The organism is Pseudomonas sp. NY11955, assembly GCF_048068035.1.
Taxonomy (GTDB): domain Bacteria; phylum Pseudomonadota; class Gammaproteobacteria; order Pseudomonadales; family Pseudomonadaceae; genus Aquipseudomonas.
Map to the genome: position 1 here is coordinate 221,932 of NZ_JBLUPS010000006.1, position 19,419 is coordinate 241,350.

General features: G+C 65.5%; 15 protein-coding genes. 13 read left to right on the plus strand and 2 right to left on the minus strand.

The genetic code is table 11. The features are described from left to right. Positions 1–41: 41 nt before the first annotated feature. Together ACNFBR_RS13920 and ACNFBR_RS13925 are read right to left on the minus strand one after the other, a co-directional pair. A complete protein-coding gene (locus ACNFBR_RS13920; RefSeq protein ID WP_416735434.1) occupies positions 42–1,193 on the minus strand; it encodes an acyl-CoA dehydrogenase family protein in 1,152 nt (383 codons plus the stop codon). Between the two features lie 16 nt (positions 1,194–1,209). Continuing rightward, positions 1,210–2,280 (minus strand): enoyl-CoA hydratase/isomerase family protein, encoded by a 1,071-nt coding sequence (locus tag ACNFBR_RS13925; RefSeq protein WP_416735435.1) that lies wholly within the window; start codon positions 2,278–2,280, stop codon positions 1,210–1,212. Positions 2,281–2,514: 234 nt separating this feature from the next. Here ACNFBR_RS13925 and mdcA point away from each other — a divergent pair, with 234 nt between their 5' ends. From mdcA to ACNFBR_RS13990, 13 genes are all read left to right on the plus strand, one after another. Then, positions 2,515–4,176 (plus strand): malonate decarboxylase subunit alpha, encoded by a 1,662-nt coding sequence (gene mdcA / locus ACNFBR_RS13930; RefSeq protein ID WP_416735436.1) that lies wholly within the window; start codon positions 2,515–2,517, stop codon positions 4,174–4,176. Beyond that, positions 4,176–5,081, plus strand: a complete 906-nt coding sequence (locus ACNFBR_RS13935; RefSeq protein WP_416735437.1) for a triphosphoribosyl-dephospho-CoA synthase — start codon at positions 4,176–4,178, stop codon at positions 5,079–5,081. Before mdcA ends, ACNFBR_RS13935 begins: the two co-directional genes overlap by 1 nt. Position 5,082: 1 nt before the next feature. Beyond that, a complete protein-coding gene (locus ACNFBR_RS13940; protein WP_416735438.1) occupies positions 5,083–5,382 on the plus strand; it encodes a malonate decarboxylase subunit delta in 300 nt (99 codons plus the stop codon). Beyond that, complete coding sequence (locus tag ACNFBR_RS13945; protein ID WP_416735439.1) at positions 5,375–6,223, plus strand: biotin-independent malonate decarboxylase subunit beta; 849 nt, start codon at positions 5,375–5,377, stop codon at positions 6,221–6,223. The genes ACNFBR_RS13940 and ACNFBR_RS13945 overlap by 8 nt, the downstream gene beginning before the upstream one ends. Then, on the plus strand, positions 6,220–7,011 hold the full coding sequence (gene mdcE / locus ACNFBR_RS13950; RefSeq protein ID WP_416735440.1) for a biotin-independent malonate decarboxylase subunit gamma: 792 nt from the start codon (positions 6,220–6,222) through the stop codon (positions 7,009–7,011). Before ACNFBR_RS13945 ends, mdcE begins: the two co-directional genes overlap by 4 nt. 1 nt (position 7,012) lies before the next feature. Beyond that, on the plus strand, positions 7,013–7,627 hold the full coding sequence (locus tag ACNFBR_RS13955) for a malonate decarboxylase holo-ACP synthase (protein WP_416735441.1): 615 nt from the start codon (positions 7,013–7,015) through the stop codon (positions 7,625–7,627). After that, positions 7,624–8,544: a malonate decarboxylase subunit epsilon gene (gene mdcH, locus ACNFBR_RS13960; RefSeq protein ID WP_416735442.1), complete on the plus strand. Its 921-nt coding sequence runs from the start codon at positions 7,624–7,626 to the stop codon at positions 8,542–8,544. The genes ACNFBR_RS13955 and mdcH overlap by 4 nt, the downstream gene beginning before the upstream one ends. Positions 8,545–8,609: 65 nt before the next feature. Then, entirely contained in the window at positions 8,610–9,032 is a 423-nt protein-coding gene (madL, locus tag ACNFBR_RS13965; protein ID WP_416735443.1) for a malonate transporter subunit MadL, read from the plus strand. Between the two features lie 2 nt (positions 9,033–9,034). Then, entirely contained in the window at positions 9,035–9,799 is a 765-nt protein-coding gene (gene madM, locus ACNFBR_RS13970) for a malonate transporter subunit MadM (RefSeq protein ID WP_110742368.1), read from the plus strand. A 309-nt stretch (positions 9,800–10,108) separates the two neighbouring features. Next, a complete protein-coding gene (gene mnxG / locus ACNFBR_RS13975; protein ID WP_416735444.1) occupies positions 10,109–15,967 on the plus strand; it encodes a manganese-oxidizing multicopper oxidase MnxG in 5,859 nt (1,952 codons plus the stop codon). Between the two features lie 18 nt (positions 15,968–15,985). Then, positions 15,986–17,962, plus strand: coding sequence for a cytochrome D1 domain-containing protein (locus ACNFBR_RS13980; protein WP_416735445.1), 1,977 nt, complete (start codon positions 15,986–15,988; stop codon positions 17,960–17,962). Then, on the plus strand, positions 17,959–18,615 hold the full coding sequence (locus ACNFBR_RS13985; protein WP_416735446.1) for an SCO family protein: 657 nt from the start codon (positions 17,959–17,961) through the stop codon (positions 18,613–18,615). The genes ACNFBR_RS13980 and ACNFBR_RS13985 overlap by 4 nt, the downstream gene beginning before the upstream one ends. Further along, positions 18,612–19,277, plus strand: a complete 666-nt coding sequence (locus ACNFBR_RS13990; RefSeq protein WP_416735447.1) for an SCO family protein — start codon at positions 18,612–18,614, stop codon at positions 19,275–19,277. The genes ACNFBR_RS13985 and ACNFBR_RS13990 overlap by 4 nt, the downstream gene beginning before the upstream one ends. Positions 19,278–19,419: the final 142 nt, after the last annotated feature.

The following is a 19,419-nucleotide window of genomic DNA, read 5'->3' on the forward strand; positions in this document are numbered from 1 at the left end:
GGCCTCTTCGCAGCACAAGGCTGCTCCTACAGGGGAGGGTGTTACAGGGGGTAGTGCTTTAGCTCCCGCGCAATCAGCATGCGCTGGATCTCGCTCGACCCTTCATAGATCTGGGTGATCCGCGCATCCCGGTAATAGCGCTCCACCGGGTAGTCTTCCAGGTAGCCATACCCGCCATGCACCTGGATCGCCATCGAGCACACCCGCTCGGCCATTTCCGAAGCGAACAGCTTGGCCTGTGACGCTTCTGACAGGCACGGCTTGCCGGCGCTGCGCAGGCGAGCGGCATGCAGGATCAGCAAGCGCGCAGCGTTCACCTGGACCTGCATGTCGGCCAGCAGGTTGGCGATGCTCTGGTGTTCGTTGATCGGTTTGCCAAATTGCACGCGGTCACGTGAGTAGACCAGCGCAGCCTCGAATGCGGCGCGGGCGATGCCCAAGGCCTGGGCGGCAATGCCGATACGGCCGCCTTCGAGGTTGGACAGGGCAATGGCCAGGCCCTTGCCACGTTCACCCAGCAGGTTGGCGGCAGGGATGCTGCAGTTGTCGAAGGTGACCGCGCAGGTGTCGGAGGCGCGGATGCCCATCTTGTGCTCGCTGCGGTCTACCTTGAACCCAGGGTTGTCGGTGGGCACCAGGAACGCCGACAGGCCTTTCTTGCCCAGCTCCGGGTCGGTCACTGCGAAAACGATGGCCAAGCCGGCACGGCGTGCGTTGCTGACGAACTGCTTGGCGCCGTTGATCACCCACTGGCCATTCACCAGCTCGGCGCGGGTGCGCAGGTTGTGCGCCTCGGAGCCGGCCTGCGGTTCGGTCAGGCAGAAACAGCCGATGACCTCGCCGCTGGCCAGCCGTGGCAGCCATTGCTGTTGCTGTTCGGCAGTGCCATAGGCCAGCAGCGGGCCGCAGCCTACCGAGTTGTGGATGCTCATCATCGCCCCGGTGGCGCCGCAGCCGGCGGCGATCTCTTCCACCGCCAGGGCATAGGCGACATAGTCGGTGTAACTGCCGCCGAAGTCTTCCGGTACCACCATGCCCAGCAGGCCCAGTTCGCCCATCTTGCGCACCACGCCATCATCGATCCAGCCGGCCTTTTCCCAGGCCTGGGCATGCGGGGCAATTTCGCCACGGGCGAAGTCCCGGGCCATGTCGCGGATCATGATCTGTTCTTCGCTCAGTTCCAGGTCTTGCATCTGTGTACTCCCGGGCTCACAGGCCTTCGAAGAATTGGTCGACCCGCTGACGATGCAGCGCGGCCAGGGTCGGCGGGTTCCAGCGCGGTTGCTTGTCCTTGTCGATGATCAGGGCGCGCACGCCTTCGACGATATCGCCATGCTGGAACCACTGGCGGTCCAGGTGCAGCTCCATGGCAAAGCAGTCGTCAAGGCTCAGCTGACGGCCTCGGCGCAGCATCTCCAGGGTAACCGCCATGGCCAATGGCGAGCGGCTTTCCAGCTGGTCGGCGGTGGCCACGGCCCAGGCGTGACTGTCGCCGATGCTCACCGCGCGCAGTTGCTCGACGATGGCAGGCAGGTCGGGCAGGGCGAAGAAGTGGTCGATGACCGGGCGCAGTTGTTCCAAGGGTGCATCGCCCAGCACCTGGGTGCCGAGTTTGGCCAGCAGGCTTTGCAGGTCCTTGAGCGGGTTGTCGCCGAAGCTCAGTTGGTCCAGGCCCCGGTCGAGGGCGGTGAGTTGGTCGCTGGCCAGGTACCAGTCGGCCAGGCCACAGTACAGGGCATCGGCCGCTTGGATCTGGGCGCCGCTGACGCCCAGGTAAATGCCCAGCTCACCCGGGATGCGCGACAGGAAATAGCTGCCGCCAACATCAGGGAAGTAGCCGATGCCGACCTCGGGCATGCCCAGGCGGCTGCGTTCGGTAACCACGCGCAGGTCGCAGCCTTGGGCCAGGCCCATGCCACCACCCAGGGTGTAGCCGTCCATCAACACCAGTGTTGGCTTGCGGTAGCGGTGGATGACCAGGTCGAGGGCGTATTCCTCGACGAAGAAGGTTTCATGCAGCGTGTCGCCGGCTTTGAAGCTGTCGTGCAGCGAGCGGATATCGCCACCCGCGCAGAACCCCTTGGGGCCTTCGCCACGCAGGACCACGGCGCGTACTTGCGGGTCTTCAGCCCACTGGTCCAGGTGTTGGCGCAAGCTGCGCACCATGTCCAGGGTCAGGGCGTTGAGGCCGGCAGGGCGGTTCAGGGTCAGGTGGCCGATCTGGTTGCGGACCTCGGCCAATACAGCACCAGTTGCCGGGGTTTGAGCATGCGCAGTCATTGCGTTCTCCCTGCTTTGTTATTGATTTTCCAAGTGAAGTCTGGAGTTCGCTGGAGGATCTCGTGATCCTGTCATGCAAATTTACCTTGCACAATCGACAATTATGCAGGGGCATCGTGCATTTTTACTGTGGTTCATTAACCTGGCCGTAATGAACACGCCAGGAGCTTGATTGATCCACCAAGCAGCACCGCCCTAAGGTGACCTCCACGACAGCGAACCTGTGGAGTCACCATGACAATAACTCAGAATCCACCGCCGCAATGGTCGCGGCGGCGCGCCGAAAAGCAGCGCCGCCTCGACCGGGTCCGCCACCTCGCCGACGGCGTGGTGCTACCCACCGAACGTATCGTCGAAGCCCTCGAACTGCTGCTGGCCCCCGGCGACCGGGTGGTGCTCGAAGGCAACAACCAGAAGCAGGCAGACTTCCTTTCGCGCTCGCTGGCCAAGGTCGACCCAGGGCGCCTGCACGACCTGCACATGATCATGCCCAGCGTCAGCCGCGCCGAGCACCTGGACCTGTTCGAGCGCGGCATCGCCCGCAAGCTCGACTTTTCCTTCGCTGGCCCGCAGAGCCTGCGCATCGGTCAGTTGCTGGAAGACGGCCTGCTCGAAGTCGGCGCCATCCACACCTACATCGAGCTGTACTCGCGGCTGCTGGTCGACCTGATCCCCAACGTCACCCTGGTGGCGGGGTTCATGGCCGACCGCGACGGCAACCTGTACACCGGCCCCAGCACCGAAGACACCCCGGCACTGGTGGAGCCCGCCGCGTTCAGCGACGGCATCGTCATCGCCCAGGTCAACCGGTTGGTGGATTGCGTGGACGACCTGCCACGGGTCGACATCCCGGCGTCCTGGGTCGATTTCGTGGTAGTCGCCGACCAGCCCTTCTATATAGAACCGCTGTTCACCCGCGACCCGCGCCATATCAAACCGGTGCATGTGCTGATGGCGATGATGGCCATTCGCGGCATCTACGAAAAACACCAGGTGCAGTCACTGAACCATGGCATTGGCTTCAACACTGCGGCCATCGAACTGATCCTGCCCACCTACGGCGAGTCATTGGGCCTCAAGGGTAAGATTTGCCGTAACTGGACGCTGAACCCGCACCCGACGCTGATCCCGGCCATCGAGACCGGCTGGGTGCAAAGCGTGCATTGCTTCGGCACCGAGCTTGGCATGGAGGACTACATCGCCCAGCGCCCGGACGTGTTCTTCACGGGCCGTGACGGCTCGCTGCGCTCCAACCGCATGATGTGCCAGCTGGCCGGGCAGTACGCGGTCGATCTGTTCATTGGTGCCACGTTGCAGGTGGACGGTGATGGCCATTCCTCGACCGTGACACGCGGTCGCCTGGCCGGCTTTGGTGGCGCACCGAACATGGGCCACGACCCCCGTGGGCGGCGTCACGCCACCCCGGCCTGGCTCGACATGACCGTGCCGGAAACCCTGCTGGAGCGCGGCCGCAAGCTGGTGGTGCAGATGGTCGAGACCTACCAGGAAGGCGGTAAGCCCACGTTCGTGGAAACCCTCGACGCCGTGGAGGTGGCGAAAAAGGCCGGTATGCCGCTGGCGCCAGTGATGATCTACGGCGACGACGTCACCCATCTGCTGACCGAGGAGGGCATAGCCTACCTCTACAAAGCCCGCAGCCTGGAGGAGCGTCAGCAAATGATCGCCGCCGTGGCCGGGGTTACCGCCATCGGCCTGCGCCACGACCCGAAAGACACCCTGCGCCTGCGCCAGCAAGGCCTGGTCGCCTTGCCCGAAGACCTCGGCATCCGCCGCACCGACGCCAGCCGCGAACTGCTGGCCGCCCGTAGCATCGCCGACCTGGTCGAGTGGTCCGGCGGCCTCTACAACCCGCCTGCACGGTTCAGGAGCTGGTGATGAAGGCACATAACCTGAATCTTGAAGCCACCTCGGTCCTTGTGGGAGCGGGCGTGCCCGCGAAGTGGCCAGCCCAGGCAACGCAAATCTCACTGCCAGACCACCTCGCCGACCTGGCCGTAGAAGCCCTGATCGACGAAGCCGACTTGTCCCCCAAACCCGGCCTGGTCGACCGCCGCAGCAACGGTGCCCACCGCGACATGACGCTGGCCCTGATGCACGCCTCGGCCCTGGCCTTGTGGCCATGCCTGCGCAGCATGGCCGAAGCCGCCCAATCCCTCGGAACAATCGGCCAGCCCCTGCGCGCCACCCTGGGACAGCTCGGCCGCGAAGGTGAAGCCGCGATGCTGGCCACCACCCACGGGGTAAACACCCACCGTGGCGCGATCTGGGCGCTGGGCTTGCTGGTAGCCGCCAAGGCCCTTGCCCCTCAGGCCAACGCTACCACCTTGGCCGCCCGCGCCGGGCGCATCGCCCTGATCGACGACCCAGCCATGTCGCGCCAAGACAGCCACGGCCTGCAGGTGCGTCACCGCTACGGCACCGGCGGCGCCCGCGAGCAGGCGCAACAAGGCTTCCCCGCCGTCATCGGCCATGGCTTGCCACAACTGCAACGTAGCCGCGCAGCCGGGGCCAGCGAGCCGCACGCCCGGCTCGACGCGTTGCTGGCGATCATGGCCGTGCTCAGTGACACCTGCGTGCTCTGGCGTAGCGGCCCAGCCGGGCTGGCCGCCGTGCAGCACGGTGCCCGCGCCGTACTCGACGAAGGCGGCAGCGCCAGCCTGGCAGGGCGCCGGCAACTGCGCCGGCTGGACCAGCAACTGCTGCACCTGAATGCCTCACCGGGCGGCGCCGCCGACTTGCTGGCCGCCTGCCTGTTCCTCGACAAAGCCGGGAGCCTGTGACATGGAAACCCTGACCTTTACTTTCCCCGCCGCTGAACCTGGGCGTGGCCGCACGTTGGTGGGCTGCGTCAGCTCCGGCGACCTCGAAGTGCTGATCGAGCCCGGCACTGTGGGCAGCCTGCAGATCCAGGTGGTGACCTCGGTCAACGGCAGTGCTGCCCGCTGGGCGCAACTGTTCCAGCGCCTGTTCGAGGGCCGCGCCTGGCCGGCTGTGAACATCGACATCCATGATTTCGGCGCCACCCCAGGCGTGGTGCGCCTGCGCCTGGAGCAAGGCTTTGAGGAGATTGCCCATGACTGACACCGAACGCTTGCTGCGCAGCCGCAGTTTCGTCGAACTGGGCGCCCGCCAGCGCGCCCGCGCCGTGCTCGACCCGGGCAGTTTCCGCGAACTATTGGGCCCGTTCGACCGGCTGATGTCGCCGTGGCTGCCGCGCCAGGGCATCGTGCCCCAGGCAGATGATGGCGTGGTTATCGCCAAGGGCCGGCTCAATGGGCGCAATGCCGTGGTCGCTGCCATCGAAGGGGGGTTCCAGGGCGGTAGCATGGGCGAGGTGGGCGGCGCCAAGATCGCAGGTGCATTGGAGCTGGCCATCGAAGACAACCGCAACGGCATCCCCACCTGCGCGGTATTGCTACTGGAAACCGGCGGCGTGCGCTTGCAGGAGGCCAACCTGGGCCTGGCGGCGATTGCCGAAATCCAGGCGGCGATTGTCGAGCTGCGTGCCTGGCAGCCGGTGGTCGGGCTGATCGCAGGGTCGGTCGGCTGTTTTGGCGGCATGTCCATCGCCGCTGGCCTGTGCAGCCACTTGCTGGTCACCCGCGAAGCCCGTCTGGGCCTCAATGGCCCGCAGGTAATCGAACAGGAGGCGGGCATTGGCGAGTACGACGCCAAGGACCGCCCCTTCATCTGGAGCCTTAGCGGTGGTGAGCAGCGCCATGCCAGTGGGCTGGTGGACGCCTACGTGGCTGACGACAGCGAGGCCCTGCGCGAGCGCCTGCTGCAACTGCTGGACGAGCCTGCCAGGGACCGCGCCGGCCAACACGCCTGGTTCCTTGAACGGCTGGCGCGGCTGGGAGCTGACTGCCCGCAACTGGATGCCGCTGCCGTGCGCGCCCTTTACCAAGGAGAAACCCAATGAATCGAGCCTTGAACTGGCTGCCGGGCCTGGCCGATGGGCAAGCCTTGCCGGGCTATCCCGCCTCGCTGCGGGTCATCGATGGCGAACTGGACAACCGCTTGGCACGCTTCATCGCCGTGGTGCCGGATGCCGACAACCCATTCCCCCGGGCGCGCTCGGGCGAGGTCGGCCTGCTGGAAGGCTGGGGCTTGGCCAAGGCCGTCAGCGATGCGGTGGAGGCTGATCGCAATGGCCAGAAGCGCGCCATTGTTGCGTTGATCGACGTACCCAGCCAGGCCTATGGCCGCCGTGAGGAGGCGTTGGGCATTTACCAGGCATTGGCCGCGGCCGTGCAGGCCTATGCCCAGGCGCGGTTGGCGGGGCACCCGGTGATCGGCCTGCTGGTCGGCAAGGCCATGTCCGGTGCCTTCCTGGCCCACGGCTATCAAGCCCAGCGGCTGATCGCCCTGGACGATGCCGGGGTGATGGTGCACGCCATGGGCAAGGCGGCGGCGGCGCGGATTACCCTGCGCAGCATCGAGCAACTGGAGGCCCTGGCCGCCGAAGTGCCGCCCATGGCCTATGACTTGGGTAGCTACGCCTCGCTGGGTTTGCTGTGGCGCCGCCTGACCGTGGACAACGCCGAGGTGCCAAGCAGCGCTGACATTGCGCAGGTGCGGGCCTGCCTGGCGGAAGCGGTGCGTGACATCGGCAGCTCGACCGACCTGTCGTCACGGCTGGCGGGCGAACACCGCAGCGCCTCGCGTCAGGTTCGCGAACAGCTGCGCCGCCAGTGGCAGGGCGTTTGACATGAACGCGCCAAGGCCGCACGACCTGCTGTGGGGGATGCCTGCAACGGCCTTGCCCACGGATGCGCCGCAGTGGGCGCTGGAGGTGTTGGCGAACGGCCGACCGGTGGTGGTGCGTCGTTCCACCTGCGAGGAGGGCTGGGTGGCCGTGGGGCTGCGTGGTCAGGGCCGGGCGCAGCGCTTGGGCGCCTTGATGCGCGTAGCCGACATCCAGCGTCAGCAAAGCCCTGAGGTGCTGCGCGTGAAGGTGCAAAGCCCATGGCCTGCGTTGCAGGCTTTGGCCTCGGTCGCCCCGGTAATGCAGGCCAGCGGCTTGGCCTGGGGACCGACGGGTGGGGTGGGGTACCAGCTTGCGACCGGCATTGAAGTGGTGCATGCCGGCAGTGACCTGGACCTGCTGATGCGCACACCACGACCACTGGCCCGCACCCAGGCGCGTGAGCTGCTGGATATCCTCGACTGCGCGCCGTGCCGTATCGATGTGCAGCTGGAAACCCCGCTGGGTGCGGTCGCTCTGCGTGAATGGGCCGGTTTCGCCCGCCGCGTGCTGCTCAAATCGCCCCATGGCCCGCGCCTGGTCAGCGACCCTTGGGCAGCGCTGGAGCGTGCCGCATGAGCAGCCTGTTCGCCTTCCCCGGCCAGGGCGCCCAGCAGGTGGGCATGCTGCAACGCCTGCCTGAAGGTTGCGAGCAACTGTTGGAAGAGGCCAGCGATACCCTTGGCCAGCAGGTGCTGGGCATGGACAGCCAGCAAGCCTTGCAAAGTACCCGCGCCGTGCAGCTGTGCCTGCTGCTGAGCGGCGTGGCCTGGGCGCGCTGGCTGATGCAACGCAGCCCAGCGCCGGATTACGTGGCTGGCTTGTCGATCGGGGCCTATCCGGCTGCGGTCGTGGCGGGCGCCTTGGGCTTTGCCGATGCCGTGCGCCTGGTCGCCTTGCGTGGCGAACTGATGCAGGGGGCCTATCCGCAAGGCTACGGGATGACAGCGCTCAGTGGCCTGGACCTGGCCAGTGTCGAGCGTTTGCTGATTGAAGTGGGCGGTGAGGTTTACCTCGCCAACCTCAACAGTGATAACCAGATCGTCATTGCCGGCAGCGATAGGGCGATGGCTGAGGTGGCTGCCAGAGCTCGGCGCATGGGGCAGGGCGTGGCAAGGCGTCTGGCGATCAGTGTGCCATCGCACTGCCCATTGCTCGATGGCCCGGCGGCGGAACTGGCGAGTGCCTTCGCAACGGTCGAATTGCAGCGGCCACGCATTACCTACCTCAGCGGCAGCCGCGCACGCCCGGTGTTTGACCCACGGCACCTGCGTGATGACTTGGCCGGCAACATGGCGCGGGTGGTCGACTGGCGTGCTACGTTGCGCAACGCCTATGAGCGTGGCGTACGCCTGCACCTTGAAATGCCCCCCGGCAGCGTACTCAGCGGGCTGGCCCGGACGGTGTTCGAACAGGGCAGGGTGGTGGCGGTAGAAGGCACCCGCTGGGACACCCTGGATGCGCTGCTGCGCCAGGAGGTGGCCGACGATCGATGAGGGCGGCTTTGCGGATGGCGAAGAACAACAACAAGCAACTTCGGCAACTACCTGAGGAAACAACAATGATTATTTATGGTGTGGCACTGCTGGCGGTCTGCACGCTGGCCGGCGTCATCGTCGGCGACTTCCTGGGCGTGCTGCTGGGCGTCAAATCCAATGTGGGCGGGGTTGGCATTGCCATGATCCTGCTGATCTGCGCCCGCCTGTACATGCAGCGCAATGGCGGCATGAGCAAGGAATGCGAGTTTGGCGTGGGCTTCTGGGGCGCCATGTACATCCCGGTGGTGGTGGCCATGGCCGCCCAGCAGAACGTGGTCACCGCCCTGCACGGCGGGCCGGTGGCGCTGCTGGCAGCGGTGGGCGCGGTTCTGGTGTGCGGTGTGACCATCGCCCTGATCAGCCGCAGCCATCGCGGTGAGCCTTTACCTGCGCTTGATCCCACCCCAGAAGCCAGTGCGCAGGTCGCCCCTGCAGGAGGGCGTTGAACATGTGGCCAATCATTGAAAATGCCCTGGAGCACAACGGCCTGATCACTGCCTTTGCAGCGGTGGGCGCCATCATGTGGCTGTCGGTCGTGCTGTCGAAGTACCTCACCTTCGGCCGCGTGCACGGCTCGGCCATCGCCATCGTCATCGGCCTGGTGCTGGCCTGGGTCGGCGGCACCGTGACGGGTGGGCAGAAAGGCCTGGCTGACATGGCGCTGTTCTCCGGTATCGGCCTGATGGGCGGGGCGATGCTGCGCGACTTCGCCATCGTCGCCACGGCGTTCGAGGTGCAGGCCACGGAGGCGCGCAAAGCCGGCATGATCGGTGCGGTGGCGCTGTTGCTGGGCACCGTGCTGCCGTTCATTGTCGGCGCGGCGGTGGCTTACGCCTTCGGTTACCGCGATGCGGTGAGCATGACCACCATCGGTGCAGGCGCAGTGACCTATATCGTCGGGCCGGTGACCGGCGCGGCGCTGGGTGCAAGCTCGGACGTGATGGCGCTGTCGATTGCCACCGGGCTGATCAAGGCGATTCTGGTGATGGTGTTCACCCCGGTGTCGGCGCGCCTGCTGGCGCTGGACAACCCGCGCTCGGCAATGGTGTTCGGCGGGTTGGCGGGGACGGTGTCGGGGGTGACCGCCGGGCTGGCCGCGACGGATCGGCGGTTGGTGCCATATGGGGCGCTGACGGCCACCTTCCATACCGGCCTGGGCTGCCTGATGGGCCCATCGATCCTGTACTTCTGCGTACGCGGCCTGGTTGGCTGACAGCAAACCCCACGTCGATCTCAAGGCAAACACAAGCCTTGTAGGAGCAGCCTTGCGCTGCGAAGAGGCCCTTTCAGCCGAAGATATTTTCCAGATTTGTCGGCCTCTTCGCAGCACAAGGCTGCTCCTACAGACCGCGTTGCCTTCACGGTTTACGACGCAGTGCCCCCCACTTCGGGGAAAGTCGCCGGGGGATCCTCCCCAATTTGTTTTGATTGATCTCATAACTTATTGATAAATAATGGTATTTGCCTCTGGCATAGACCTTGCTGCAGCTCCCGCAGAGTTCCTGTGTCCCGGAGGTGCAGCATGTCTACGCCACGCAAAGGCCCCATTCTGTCATCACTCGTTCTGGCCCTGCTCGGCTGGGAATCGACCAGCGAGGCGGCCGTGCAGTGCCAGCGCACCTTGGTCGCCAACGTGGTGGCACTGGACCAACCGTTGATGTTCAACCGCCTCGGCGCGCAAAACGCCAACGGCATGATGTTCGCACTCCGCGAGGATGTGGTGGACGACAAGCAAGTCCCGCTGAGCAAAGGCGGGGCCGCGGTACCGGGCAAGGTCACCCTGCGCCCGGACAAGCGCCCACGGCCCATCGTGCTGCGCGTGGCTGCCGGCGACTGCCTCACGGTCAACCTGACCAACCTGCTGGCCTACCAGGCTAACCCCAACAAGCACGGCATCGACCCTGAAGAAAACGAGGCCGAAGGCGAAGAAGAAGGCCCGGAGAACGAGGTCGAGAACGAAGGTGGCGAGCATTTTGTCGCCGACGAGCAGGTGAATGACCGGCATGTCGGCTTCCAGGTGAACGGCATGCAGGCGGTCAGCAGCATTGGCGACATCGCCGCCAATACCGGCCGCAATGGCAACTTCCTGGTGTCGCCCGGCAACACCCGCAGCTACACCTTGTACGCCGAGCGCGAGGGGGCCTTCGCCGCCACCAGCCAGGGCGCAACCTTTGGCGGCCAGGGTGGGGCGGGTAACGTTGCCAATGGCCTGTTCGGCCAGGTGGTGGTGGTGCCCAAAGGTGGGCGAACCTACCGCAACACCCTGACCGAAGAAGAAATGCGCCTGGCTACCACCGGCCGCACCGCCACTGGCCAACCGGTGATCGACTACCAGGCCCGCTACCCGCAAGCCGAGCCGTGGATCACCGAGGGCAAGGCAGGCAAACCGATCATTGCCATGGTCGACGGCAATGAAATCCTCAACAGCGAAACCGACGCCATCGTCATGGGCCCTAACCCGGATGGCAGCTTCCCGCGCTCGACCTATCCGCTGGAAAGTGTCAACAAGCGCAACCCGGCGCTGCCCAATCGCCTGGAAGCCTTCCGCGACTTCGCCTCGCAGTTCGCCGATGAAGTGGCCGCTACCCAAGCCTTCCCGGGCTACTGGGCGGACCCGGTGATGGGCCATGTGCTGGAACCGACACGCGACTCGTTCATGATCAACTACGGCTCTGGCGGCATGGGTGCCGAGGTGGTGGCCAACCGCCTTGGCGTAGGGCCGATGCATGACTGCCTGTCGTGCGCCTACGAAGAATTTTTCCTCAGCGCGCACACGGTCGGCGATATAGGCACCCTGGTGGACGTACCGGCCAACGTCGGCCTGGAGAACATTCGCCCAGGCGAAACGCCGCCCGCCAGTGCCGTGGGGGTCAAGGCCAATATGGCGCTGTACCCGGCCGAACCGGCCAACGTGCACCACAGCTACATCGGCGATTTCACCAAGTTCCGCAACACCCACAACGGCCATGAGCAGCATATCTTCCACTTGCATGGCCATCAGTGGCTGTTCAACCCCAATGACGATAACTCCGACTATATCGACGCCCAGGGTATCGGCCCGGGAATCGGCTACACCTATGAGATCGCCAACGGCGGCTCCGGCAACCGTAACCGTGTAGCGGGCGATGCCATCTACCACTGCCACTTCTACCCGCACTTCGCCCAGGGTATGTGGGCCATGTGGCGGGTGCATGACGTCTTCGAAGAGGGTACCCGGCTGGAAGTGAGCGGGCAGGGCGAGAATGGCTTCCACGCCACGCCGTTCGCTCTGCGCAGCGGCAAGCCGGCCGTTGGCGCCCGGGCTTTGCCTGATGGTGAAATTGTTGCCGGTACACCGATCCCGGCCATCGTGCCGCTGCCTGGCAAGGCCATGGCGCCTATGCCCGGCAAGGTGGTGGTGGTGCCCAAACTGTCCGAAGCGTTGGTCGCCGCCCATGGCGATGACGATGAAGAGGATGAGGGCGACGACGATCACGCTAATGAATCGCCAATCCGCAAGGCTGTCGGCTCGCTGGCGCTGGTCGACCGTACCGATGCCAACCGCAATGCCGATGGCACGCTGAAGAACCCTGGCTATCCGTTCTGGATCGGTGGCATGGAAAGCAGCGTTGGCAACCGCCCACCGACCCCGCCACTGGACATGCTCGACCCCGCCTTGGCCCAGCAGTTGAAAAACAGCGGCAAGGCCCTGTGGGCCAACCTCGACCCCAACCAGGTCGATGGCTGGGATGGCGGCCTGGGCCGGCATGCGCTGGACGGTGTGTCTGCAGGCGGCGAGGCGGTGACCACCACCACCAAGCTGGACTTCTCCAAGGTGGTGCACAAGGCCAAGCCCATCTACCTGCCTGAAGAGGGGACCGATGTCGAGCAGGCCGCCATGCAATTCCACGCCAAGGCCGAGCACCCCAGTTTCGCCCTTGTCCCCGGCAGCCAGCCGGTGGCCAAGGCGTTCCGCACCAACGGCGCCTTGCCCACCGCCGGTGCGCCGTTCTATGAACCGTGCATGGATGATCGCGGCAAGCGCCTGACGCAAACCTCGGGGGTAGGTGAGTTTGTAAGCGGCGAGAGCCTGACAGGCATGAGTTTCCGCGGTTCGTCCGCCTTCACTGCCGACCGCCCGCGTATCTACAAAGGTGCCAACATCCAGTTCGACGCGGTGTACAACAAAGTCGGCTATCACTTCCCGCAGGCGCGCATTCTGGCGCTGTGGGAGGACGCCTGGCCGGTCATCACCAAGCAGCGCCCGCCAGAGCCGCTGGTGATGCGCATGAACACCTTCGACTGCACCATGTACACCCACACCAACCTGATCCCGTCGTACTATGAAATGGACGACTACCAGGTGCGCACCCCGACCGACGTGATCGGCCAGCACATTCACCTGCCCAAGTGGGACCTGACTGCCGCCGACGGCTCGGCCAACGGCTGGAACTATGAAGATGGGGTGCTCTCACCCGGCAGCGTGGTCGAGCGTGTGCACGCCATCCGCGCCTACAACGGTTGCACCGAAGGCGATAGCCGCGACGGCACCGCCGCCTGCCCGAAAGCCAAGCAGCACCCGTACTTCGGCCGCTTCGGCCGGGCCGACTGGCTGGGCGCGCGCACGGCCATGCAACGCTGGTTCGCCGACCCGCTGGTGAACGTGAACAACGTCGACCGTGGCCTGGGCACCATCTTCACCCATGACCACCTCGGCCCATCGACCCACCAGCAGCTCGGGCTGTATGCCACCGTGCTGGCCGAGCCTGCCGGCTCTACCTGGTACCACGCCGAAACCGGCGAGCAACTGTACAACCCGGCCACACGCCAGGACGGCGGCCCGACCTCGTGGCAAGCGGTGATCAAGACCGGCGACCACGATGGCGATGGCAAGAACGACAGCTACCGTGAGTTCTTCCTCGAGTACAGCGACTTCCAGCATGCCTATGAAGCGGGTGTGTACGTGGGTGCAGGCCCGGACGGTGTGCCCAATGGCCAGTCCTACCCGGCCACCGCCGACAGCTTCCGCTACGCCATCAACCCACCGGTACGGCAGAAGGCCTCCAACCTGCTGGAATCGGTGGTCGAGTCGCGCGGCGGCTTGGCCCCCGGCTGCCCAAGCCGGCCTTGCCCACAGGCGATTTCGGTCGATGACCCTGGCATGTTCGTCGTCAACTACCGCAACGAGCCACTGGCCCTGCGGGTGTTCGACCCGAACAAGGTCGGCCCCGATGGCAAGCGCGGCATGCAGGCAGACGGCCTCGCCGGTGACCTGAGCTATGCCTTGCAAAGCCGCACCGACCGTGCGATCCCGGCCATGAACATGGCCCCGTCGGCGATCACCTCGGCGGTCGGCCCCACCGGCGGCACCACACTGTTCCCACCGCACATCAACAAGGCCGGCAGCGAGCCGGGTGACCCGTTCACCCCCATGCTGCGCACCTACTCCGGGGACAACGTACGCCTGCGCCTGCATGCCGGTGGCCACGAGGAGGAGCACAACGTGACCCTGCACGGCGTCAAGTGGCTGCAGAACGGCTCGGGCTTCGGCAACAGCTCCAACTCCGGCTGGAAGTCGTCGCAGATGATCGGGATCTCCGAGCAGATGGGCTTCATGGCCCCGGTTTCGATGATTTCCAGTTCCGCTGCCACCAATGGCGATTACCTGTATTCCATGGACGCCGCCCTGGAAGGCTACTGGAACGGTATCTGGGGGGTGATGCGCAACTACACCGCACAGCGTGCCGACCTGTTCCCGCTGCCGAACAACACGCAACCCGTGGCCATGCGCAATACCGTGAACTTCGACGGTATCTGCCCGAAAACCACGGCCAACCCCAACGGTATCGGCACCCGTACCACGGTCAAGCGCAGCTACGAAATTGTCGCGGCGCTGGCCAACGACATCCTCGAGAACCGCAACGGTGTGAGCATCAACGACCCGGCCGGTGCGGGCCAGCATGTCGGCGGCCCACTCAAGGCCAGTGGCGGTACCCTGGTGTTCAATAACCGCACGACCAGCATCCCGCAGGTCACGGTTGTCGATGAAGAGGACGGCACCACCTTCACCGTGGGCGGGCACAGCGCGCCACTGCATGACCCGACTGCCGTGCTGTACGTGCGCAAGGCCGACCTGGACACCACCACAGGCAAGCTCAAGGCTGGGGTACCGGTGGAGCCGCTGGTGCTGCGCGCCAATGCCGGGGACTGCATCAGCATCACCCTGGAGAACCGCCTGCCACAGGTCATGCCGGACCTGCCAAGCACGGCCGTGATGCAGAACGTGGTCAAGCGTGACCGCTTCGACAGCGAAGGTTCCACGGCCTTCAACAACAACCTGATGCGGCCATCCAGCCATGTCGGCCTGCATGCCCAGTTGCTGGCCTACGACATCACCAAGTCCGACGGTGCCAACGTGGGTGCCAACCCGGTCCAGACCGTGCCGCCACGGGTGGGCAACAGCGGTGCCTACCCAAGCCGGGTGTACCAGTACTACGCCGGCCACTTGGAGCGCGAGGGCAAGCCGGTGCTGCAGTTGGGCCGCACGGTGGACAACATCAACACCACCGCGATCGAGTTCGGTGGGCTGAACCTGATGCCGTCGGACTTCATCAAGCAGCCCCAAAAAGGCTTGGTGGGTGGCATGAGCATCCTGCCGCAGACCGCGACCTGGACCGAGGACGCGGCCAGCCGGGCCCAGGCCACGGTCAAGGTCACCGGCCAACCGGACTACCGTGACCTGGTAACGGTGTGGCAGCGCTCGATGAACATGCGTTGGGCCGACGGCCGCCCGGTCGAAGGCATCGCCACCGAAGGCAATGGCGTGCCGGGTGACCCGAAAGACAACGGCAACATGGCCATGAACTACAAGACCGAACCGCTGTGGCTGCGCTTTGGCCTGGCACCGGACGCACCGTTCGGCCATGCCGATGGCTCCGGCTTCGCCGATGTGCCCAACGCGCACATGGCCTACAGCAACGCCCTGGTTGGCGGTGACCCGCAAACCCCAGTGCTGTATGCCAAGCCCGGCCAGCCTGTGCGCAGCCATGTGCTGATGCCCAGCGGTGGCAGCCGCGGCATCACCTACCAGTTGGACGGCCACCTGTGGCCACTGCACAACTACCAGGCGGAGAAGAGTGACGTGGACGGCTACCCGCTGAGCCTGCCTGGCATCGGTTCGGTGCGCTTCGGCTACAACCCGATGGCCATGTACATCGGTGCTCAGGAAAGCGTACTGCCAGCGGCGCATTTCAGCTTCATGCTGCCCAGTGCCGGTGGTGCCAACGCGGTGGCGGGTGACTACCTGTTCCGCGACTACGCCGCCTACGGCAACCTCTCGGGGCTGTGGGGGATCCTGCGGGTGACCAACGAAGCGCCGCCGGCAACGGCCCCGGCGCAGTGACGGAAGGGGAGCGCGAGCATGAACAAGAAGACTCGCCCTGCTTACTTGGGGGTTATGTTGGGCATAGCGCTGATCGGCCTGGGCGTGGCGTATGAAAAGCTCTGGTGCGACCCGCGCGAGCTGTTGCAGGAAGCGGCCGAGCCGCTCGCCCCGCACCGGCTCAATCGGGACGGCGTGAGCGTGGAGTTCGAGGCGCGGCCGTTGGCTGGCGGCGAGCTGAAGGAAGGCGGTTTCGCCAATATCCGCTTCAAGCTCAGCGACCAGACCAGTGGCCAGCCGCTGTCGGGCATGGCGCCGGGGGCGTGGATCGACCCGGCGCAGTCGGCCCCGGTGGGGGACCGCGAGCAAAGTTGCAAGGCGCGGGTCGCGCTGTTCCTCAAGAGCAGCATCGGTGCCCGGCCGCTGCTCGACCTGAACAGCTACTTCCTGCTGATGCTGAATAACGATGCCAGCCTGACGGTGATTGACCCGACCGTGTCGGTGGGCGGCGTGACCAGCACCATGGCCCGCATCGACCTGCCCGGGCGGCCCATGGACTGGGTGGCTACCAGCGATGACAAACAGGTGTTCGTGTCGATTCCCGAGCGCGGCAAGGTGGCAGTGATCGACACCGAAACCTTCACCCGCGTGGCGGACCTGGACGCCGGCGACCAGCCGCTGCGCGTGGCCCTGCAGCCGGACCAGCATCGGCTGTGGGTGGGTAACAACAGCAGCGACCCGGCCAAAGGCGGGGTAACGGTGATCGACGTGCCGGGCCGCAACACCCTGAAAAGCTTCAACACCGGCAGCGGGCACCACGAAATCGCCTTCAGCGCCGACTCGCGCTACGCCTATGTCAGCAACCGTGATAGCGGCACCCTCAGCGTCATCGACATCCCGGACATGCGCCTGGTCAAGACCATCAAAGTTGGCCCGCACCCGCTGTCGGTCAGTTATTCGGCGCTGTCCCAGGCCGTCTACGTGGTCGATGGCGAGGAGGGCAGCGTGCGGGTGTTCGATGCCCGCAACCACCAGTTGCGCCACACGGTCAAGGCCGAGCAGGGCCTGGGGCCGATGCGCTTCAGCAACGATGGCCGCTACGGCATCGTGCTCAACACCTTGGAGAACCAGGCCTTGGTGATCGATGCCAGTACCGACAAGCTGATCCACCACATTCCGGTGGCGGCCGAACCCTACCAACTGACCTTCACCAAGGGCTATGCCTACGTGCGCGGCCTGGCTTCGCCCAAGGTCACCATGATCAACCTGTCCAGTTTGGGCGAGGGGCGTTCGCCAATCGTGCAAGGCTTCGAGGCCGGCCCGGCCGCGCCGCGCCAGGCCGGTGACCTGCCGCTGGCCCAGGGGTTGTCGGTGTCACGCGATGACAACTCGGTGTTCGTGGTCAACCCGGTGGACAACACCACCTACTTCTACGCCGAAGGCATGAACGCGCCGATGTCCGGCTACAACAACCGCGGCCACCAGGCCCGCGCGGCCATCGTCGTCGACCGCAGCCTGCGTGAAGTGGCACCTGGGGTGTATGGCTCGACCGTGAAGCTGCCCGCCGCCGGCAAGTTCGACGTGGCCTTCCTGCTCAACCAGCCGCAGATCATCCACTGCTTCAGCACCGACGTGGCCGCAGCGCCCAACGCCAGCAAACGCAAGGGCGCGCGTGCCGAGTTCATCGGCCTTGACCAGCCGTTGCCGCAGCACAGCGACTTTACCGCGCGGGTGCGGATCGTCGGCGACGACGGCCAGCCACGCCTGGGTTTGAACGACTTGAGCCTGCGCTACTTCCTGGCGCCATCGTCGATGCCGCGCAACCTGCAGCTGCAAGAGGTGGGCGAGGGTATCTATCAGGCGGCGCTGAACCTGCCTGAAGCCGGTGCCTGGTACCTGCATGTGCAGTCGCCCTCGCTGGGGCGCAAGTTTGCCGAAGAAAACTACACCAGCCTGCGCGTCCTGCCGGCTGCAGCGACCAACGCTTCCCAGACTGACGTGAGGAATGTGCGATGAACGCCAAGCATGCTTTCACACTGTTGGTCCTGAGCCTGACGTTTGCCAGCAACCTGGCCCTGGCCCACGCCGGCCACGACCATGACGGCCACGCCGGGCAACCGCCAGCGGCGCATCAGGAAAAGACCAGCGTGCGCTTTGCCGATGTCGCGCTGTTGAACCAGGACGGCATGCCGGTACGCCTGGAGAAAGACCTGGTGGGTGACCATCTGGTGGTCATGGGCTTCATCTACACCAGCTGCACCACGGTGTGCCCAGTGGTGTCGTCGATCATGGGCAAGGTCCAGCAGCAGCTGGGTGGCCGGGTAGGCGAGGAAATCCACCTGGTGTCGATCAGCGTCGACCCGCAGCGTGACGACGCCAAGCGCCTGCAAAACTATGCCAAGGCCTTCCAGAAAGGGCCGGGCTGGAGCTGGCTTACCGGCACCCCGTACGCCATCACCGAAACCCTCAAGGGCCTGGGCAGCTTCAGCGCCGACCTCAGCCAGCACCCGCCGCTGATCCTGGTGGGTGACGGGCGTAGCGGGCACTGGACGCGTTACTACGGCTTCACCGACCCGGCCGTGCTGATCGAAGAGATCAACCGCCTCAGCGCCCGTCGGGTACATGCCAAGAGCACTGCCATTGCCGACCATCACGAGGTGCAACCATGAGTATTGCAAGCTCCCGTCGCGCGGGCATGCGCGGTTTTGATTGGTTGGTGCTGGGTGGCTGCCTGTGGATTCTCGCCTCGGTGGCGTTGGCCCACGAAGGCCATGCGCCGCAGGCGCCCGAGCCGCAGCCAGCGCCGCAGGCCATGACCAGTGGCGGCGGCACCCGCGACGCGCAGACCTGGTTCACCGACACCGTGCTGAAAGACCAGAACGGCCGCGAGCTGCGCTTCTACAGCGATGTGCTCAAGGACAAGGTGGTGATGCTCAACGTGATCTTCACCCACTGCACCGACGCCTGCCCGCTGATCACCCGCAAGTTGCGTGACGTGCGCGAGGCCATGGGGCCGCAGCTGGCCAGCCAAGTGATCTTCGTGTCGATCAGCAGCGACCCGCTCAACGATACCCCGCAGGCGCTCAAGGCGTTTGCCGAGAAGCAAGGGGTGGACGGGCCGAACTGGCTGTTCCTGACCGGCGACAAGGCCAATGTCGACCTGGTGCTTGGCCGTATCGGCCAGTTCCTGCCCAGCCCGGAGCAGCACTCGACGCAACTGATTGCCGGTGACGTGGCCGGCAAGCGCTGGAGCAAGATCCGCCCGGATGCGCCACCTGCGGCGATTGCCCAGCGCATGCAGCTGCTGACCCAGCCGCTGGCAGGCCGGTGAGCAGCATGAACACCTGGGCTAGCTGTGCCGGCCTCTTCGCGGGACAAGCCCGCTCCCACAGGACAAATTCAGGCCTGAGGGAAATGGAAAACCTGTGGGAGCGGGCTTGCCCCGCGAAGAGGCCGGCATGAACACTGCAAAA

What these genes read in the sequence shown, in the direction of transcription:
- ACNFBR_RS13920 (WP_416735434.1), bottom strand. Translation starts at nt 1,193, where the DNA reads ATGCAAGACCTGGAACTGAGCGAAGAACAGATCATGATCCGCGACATG.
- ACNFBR_RS13925 (WP_416735435.1), bottom strand. Translation starts at nt 2,280, where the DNA reads ATGACTGCGCATGCTCAAACCCCGGCAACTGGTGCTGTATTGGCCGAG.
- mdcA (WP_416735436.1), top strand. Translation starts at nt 2,515, where the DNA reads ATGACAATAACTCAGAATCCACCGCCGCAATGGTCGCGGCGGCGCGCC.
- ACNFBR_RS13935 (WP_416735437.1), top strand. Translation starts at nt 4,176, where the DNA reads ATGAAGGCACATAACCTGAATCTTGAAGCCACCTCGGTCCTTGTGGGA.
- ACNFBR_RS13940 (WP_416735438.1), top strand. Translation starts at nt 5,083, where the DNA reads ATGGAAACCCTGACCTTTACTTTCCCCGCCGCTGAACCTGGGCGTGGC.
- ACNFBR_RS13945 (WP_416735439.1), top strand. Translation starts at nt 5,375, where the DNA reads ATGACTGACACCGAACGCTTGCTGCGCAGCCGCAGTTTCGTCGAACTG.
- mdcE (WP_416735440.1), top strand. Translation starts at nt 6,220, where the DNA reads ATGAATCGAGCCTTGAACTGGCTGCCGGGCCTGGCCGATGGGCAAGCC.
- ACNFBR_RS13955 (WP_416735441.1), top strand. Translation starts at nt 7,013, where the DNA reads ATGAACGCGCCAAGGCCGCACGACCTGCTGTGGGGGATGCCTGCAACG.
- mdcH (WP_416735442.1), top strand. Translation starts at nt 7,624, where the DNA reads ATGAGCAGCCTGTTCGCCTTCCCCGGCCAGGGCGCCCAGCAGGTGGGC.
- madL (WP_416735443.1), top strand. Translation starts at nt 8,610, where the DNA reads ATGATTATTTATGGTGTGGCACTGCTGGCGGTCTGCACGCTGGCCGGC.
- madM (WP_110742368.1), top strand. Translation starts at nt 9,035, where the DNA reads ATGTGGCCAATCATTGAAAATGCCCTGGAGCACAACGGCCTGATCACT.
- mnxG (WP_416735444.1), top strand. Translation starts at nt 10,109, where the DNA reads ATGTCTACGCCACGCAAAGGCCCCATTCTGTCATCACTCGTTCTGGCC.
- ACNFBR_RS13980 (WP_416735445.1), top strand. Translation starts at nt 15,986, where the DNA reads ATGAACAAGAAGACTCGCCCTGCTTACTTGGGGGTTATGTTGGGCATA.
- ACNFBR_RS13985 (WP_416735446.1), top strand. Translation starts at nt 17,959, where the DNA reads ATGAACGCCAAGCATGCTTTCACACTGTTGGTCCTGAGCCTGACGTTT.
- ACNFBR_RS13990 (WP_416735447.1), top strand. Translation starts at nt 18,612, where the DNA reads ATGAGTATTGCAAGCTCCCGTCGCGCGGGCATGCGCGGTTTTGATTGG.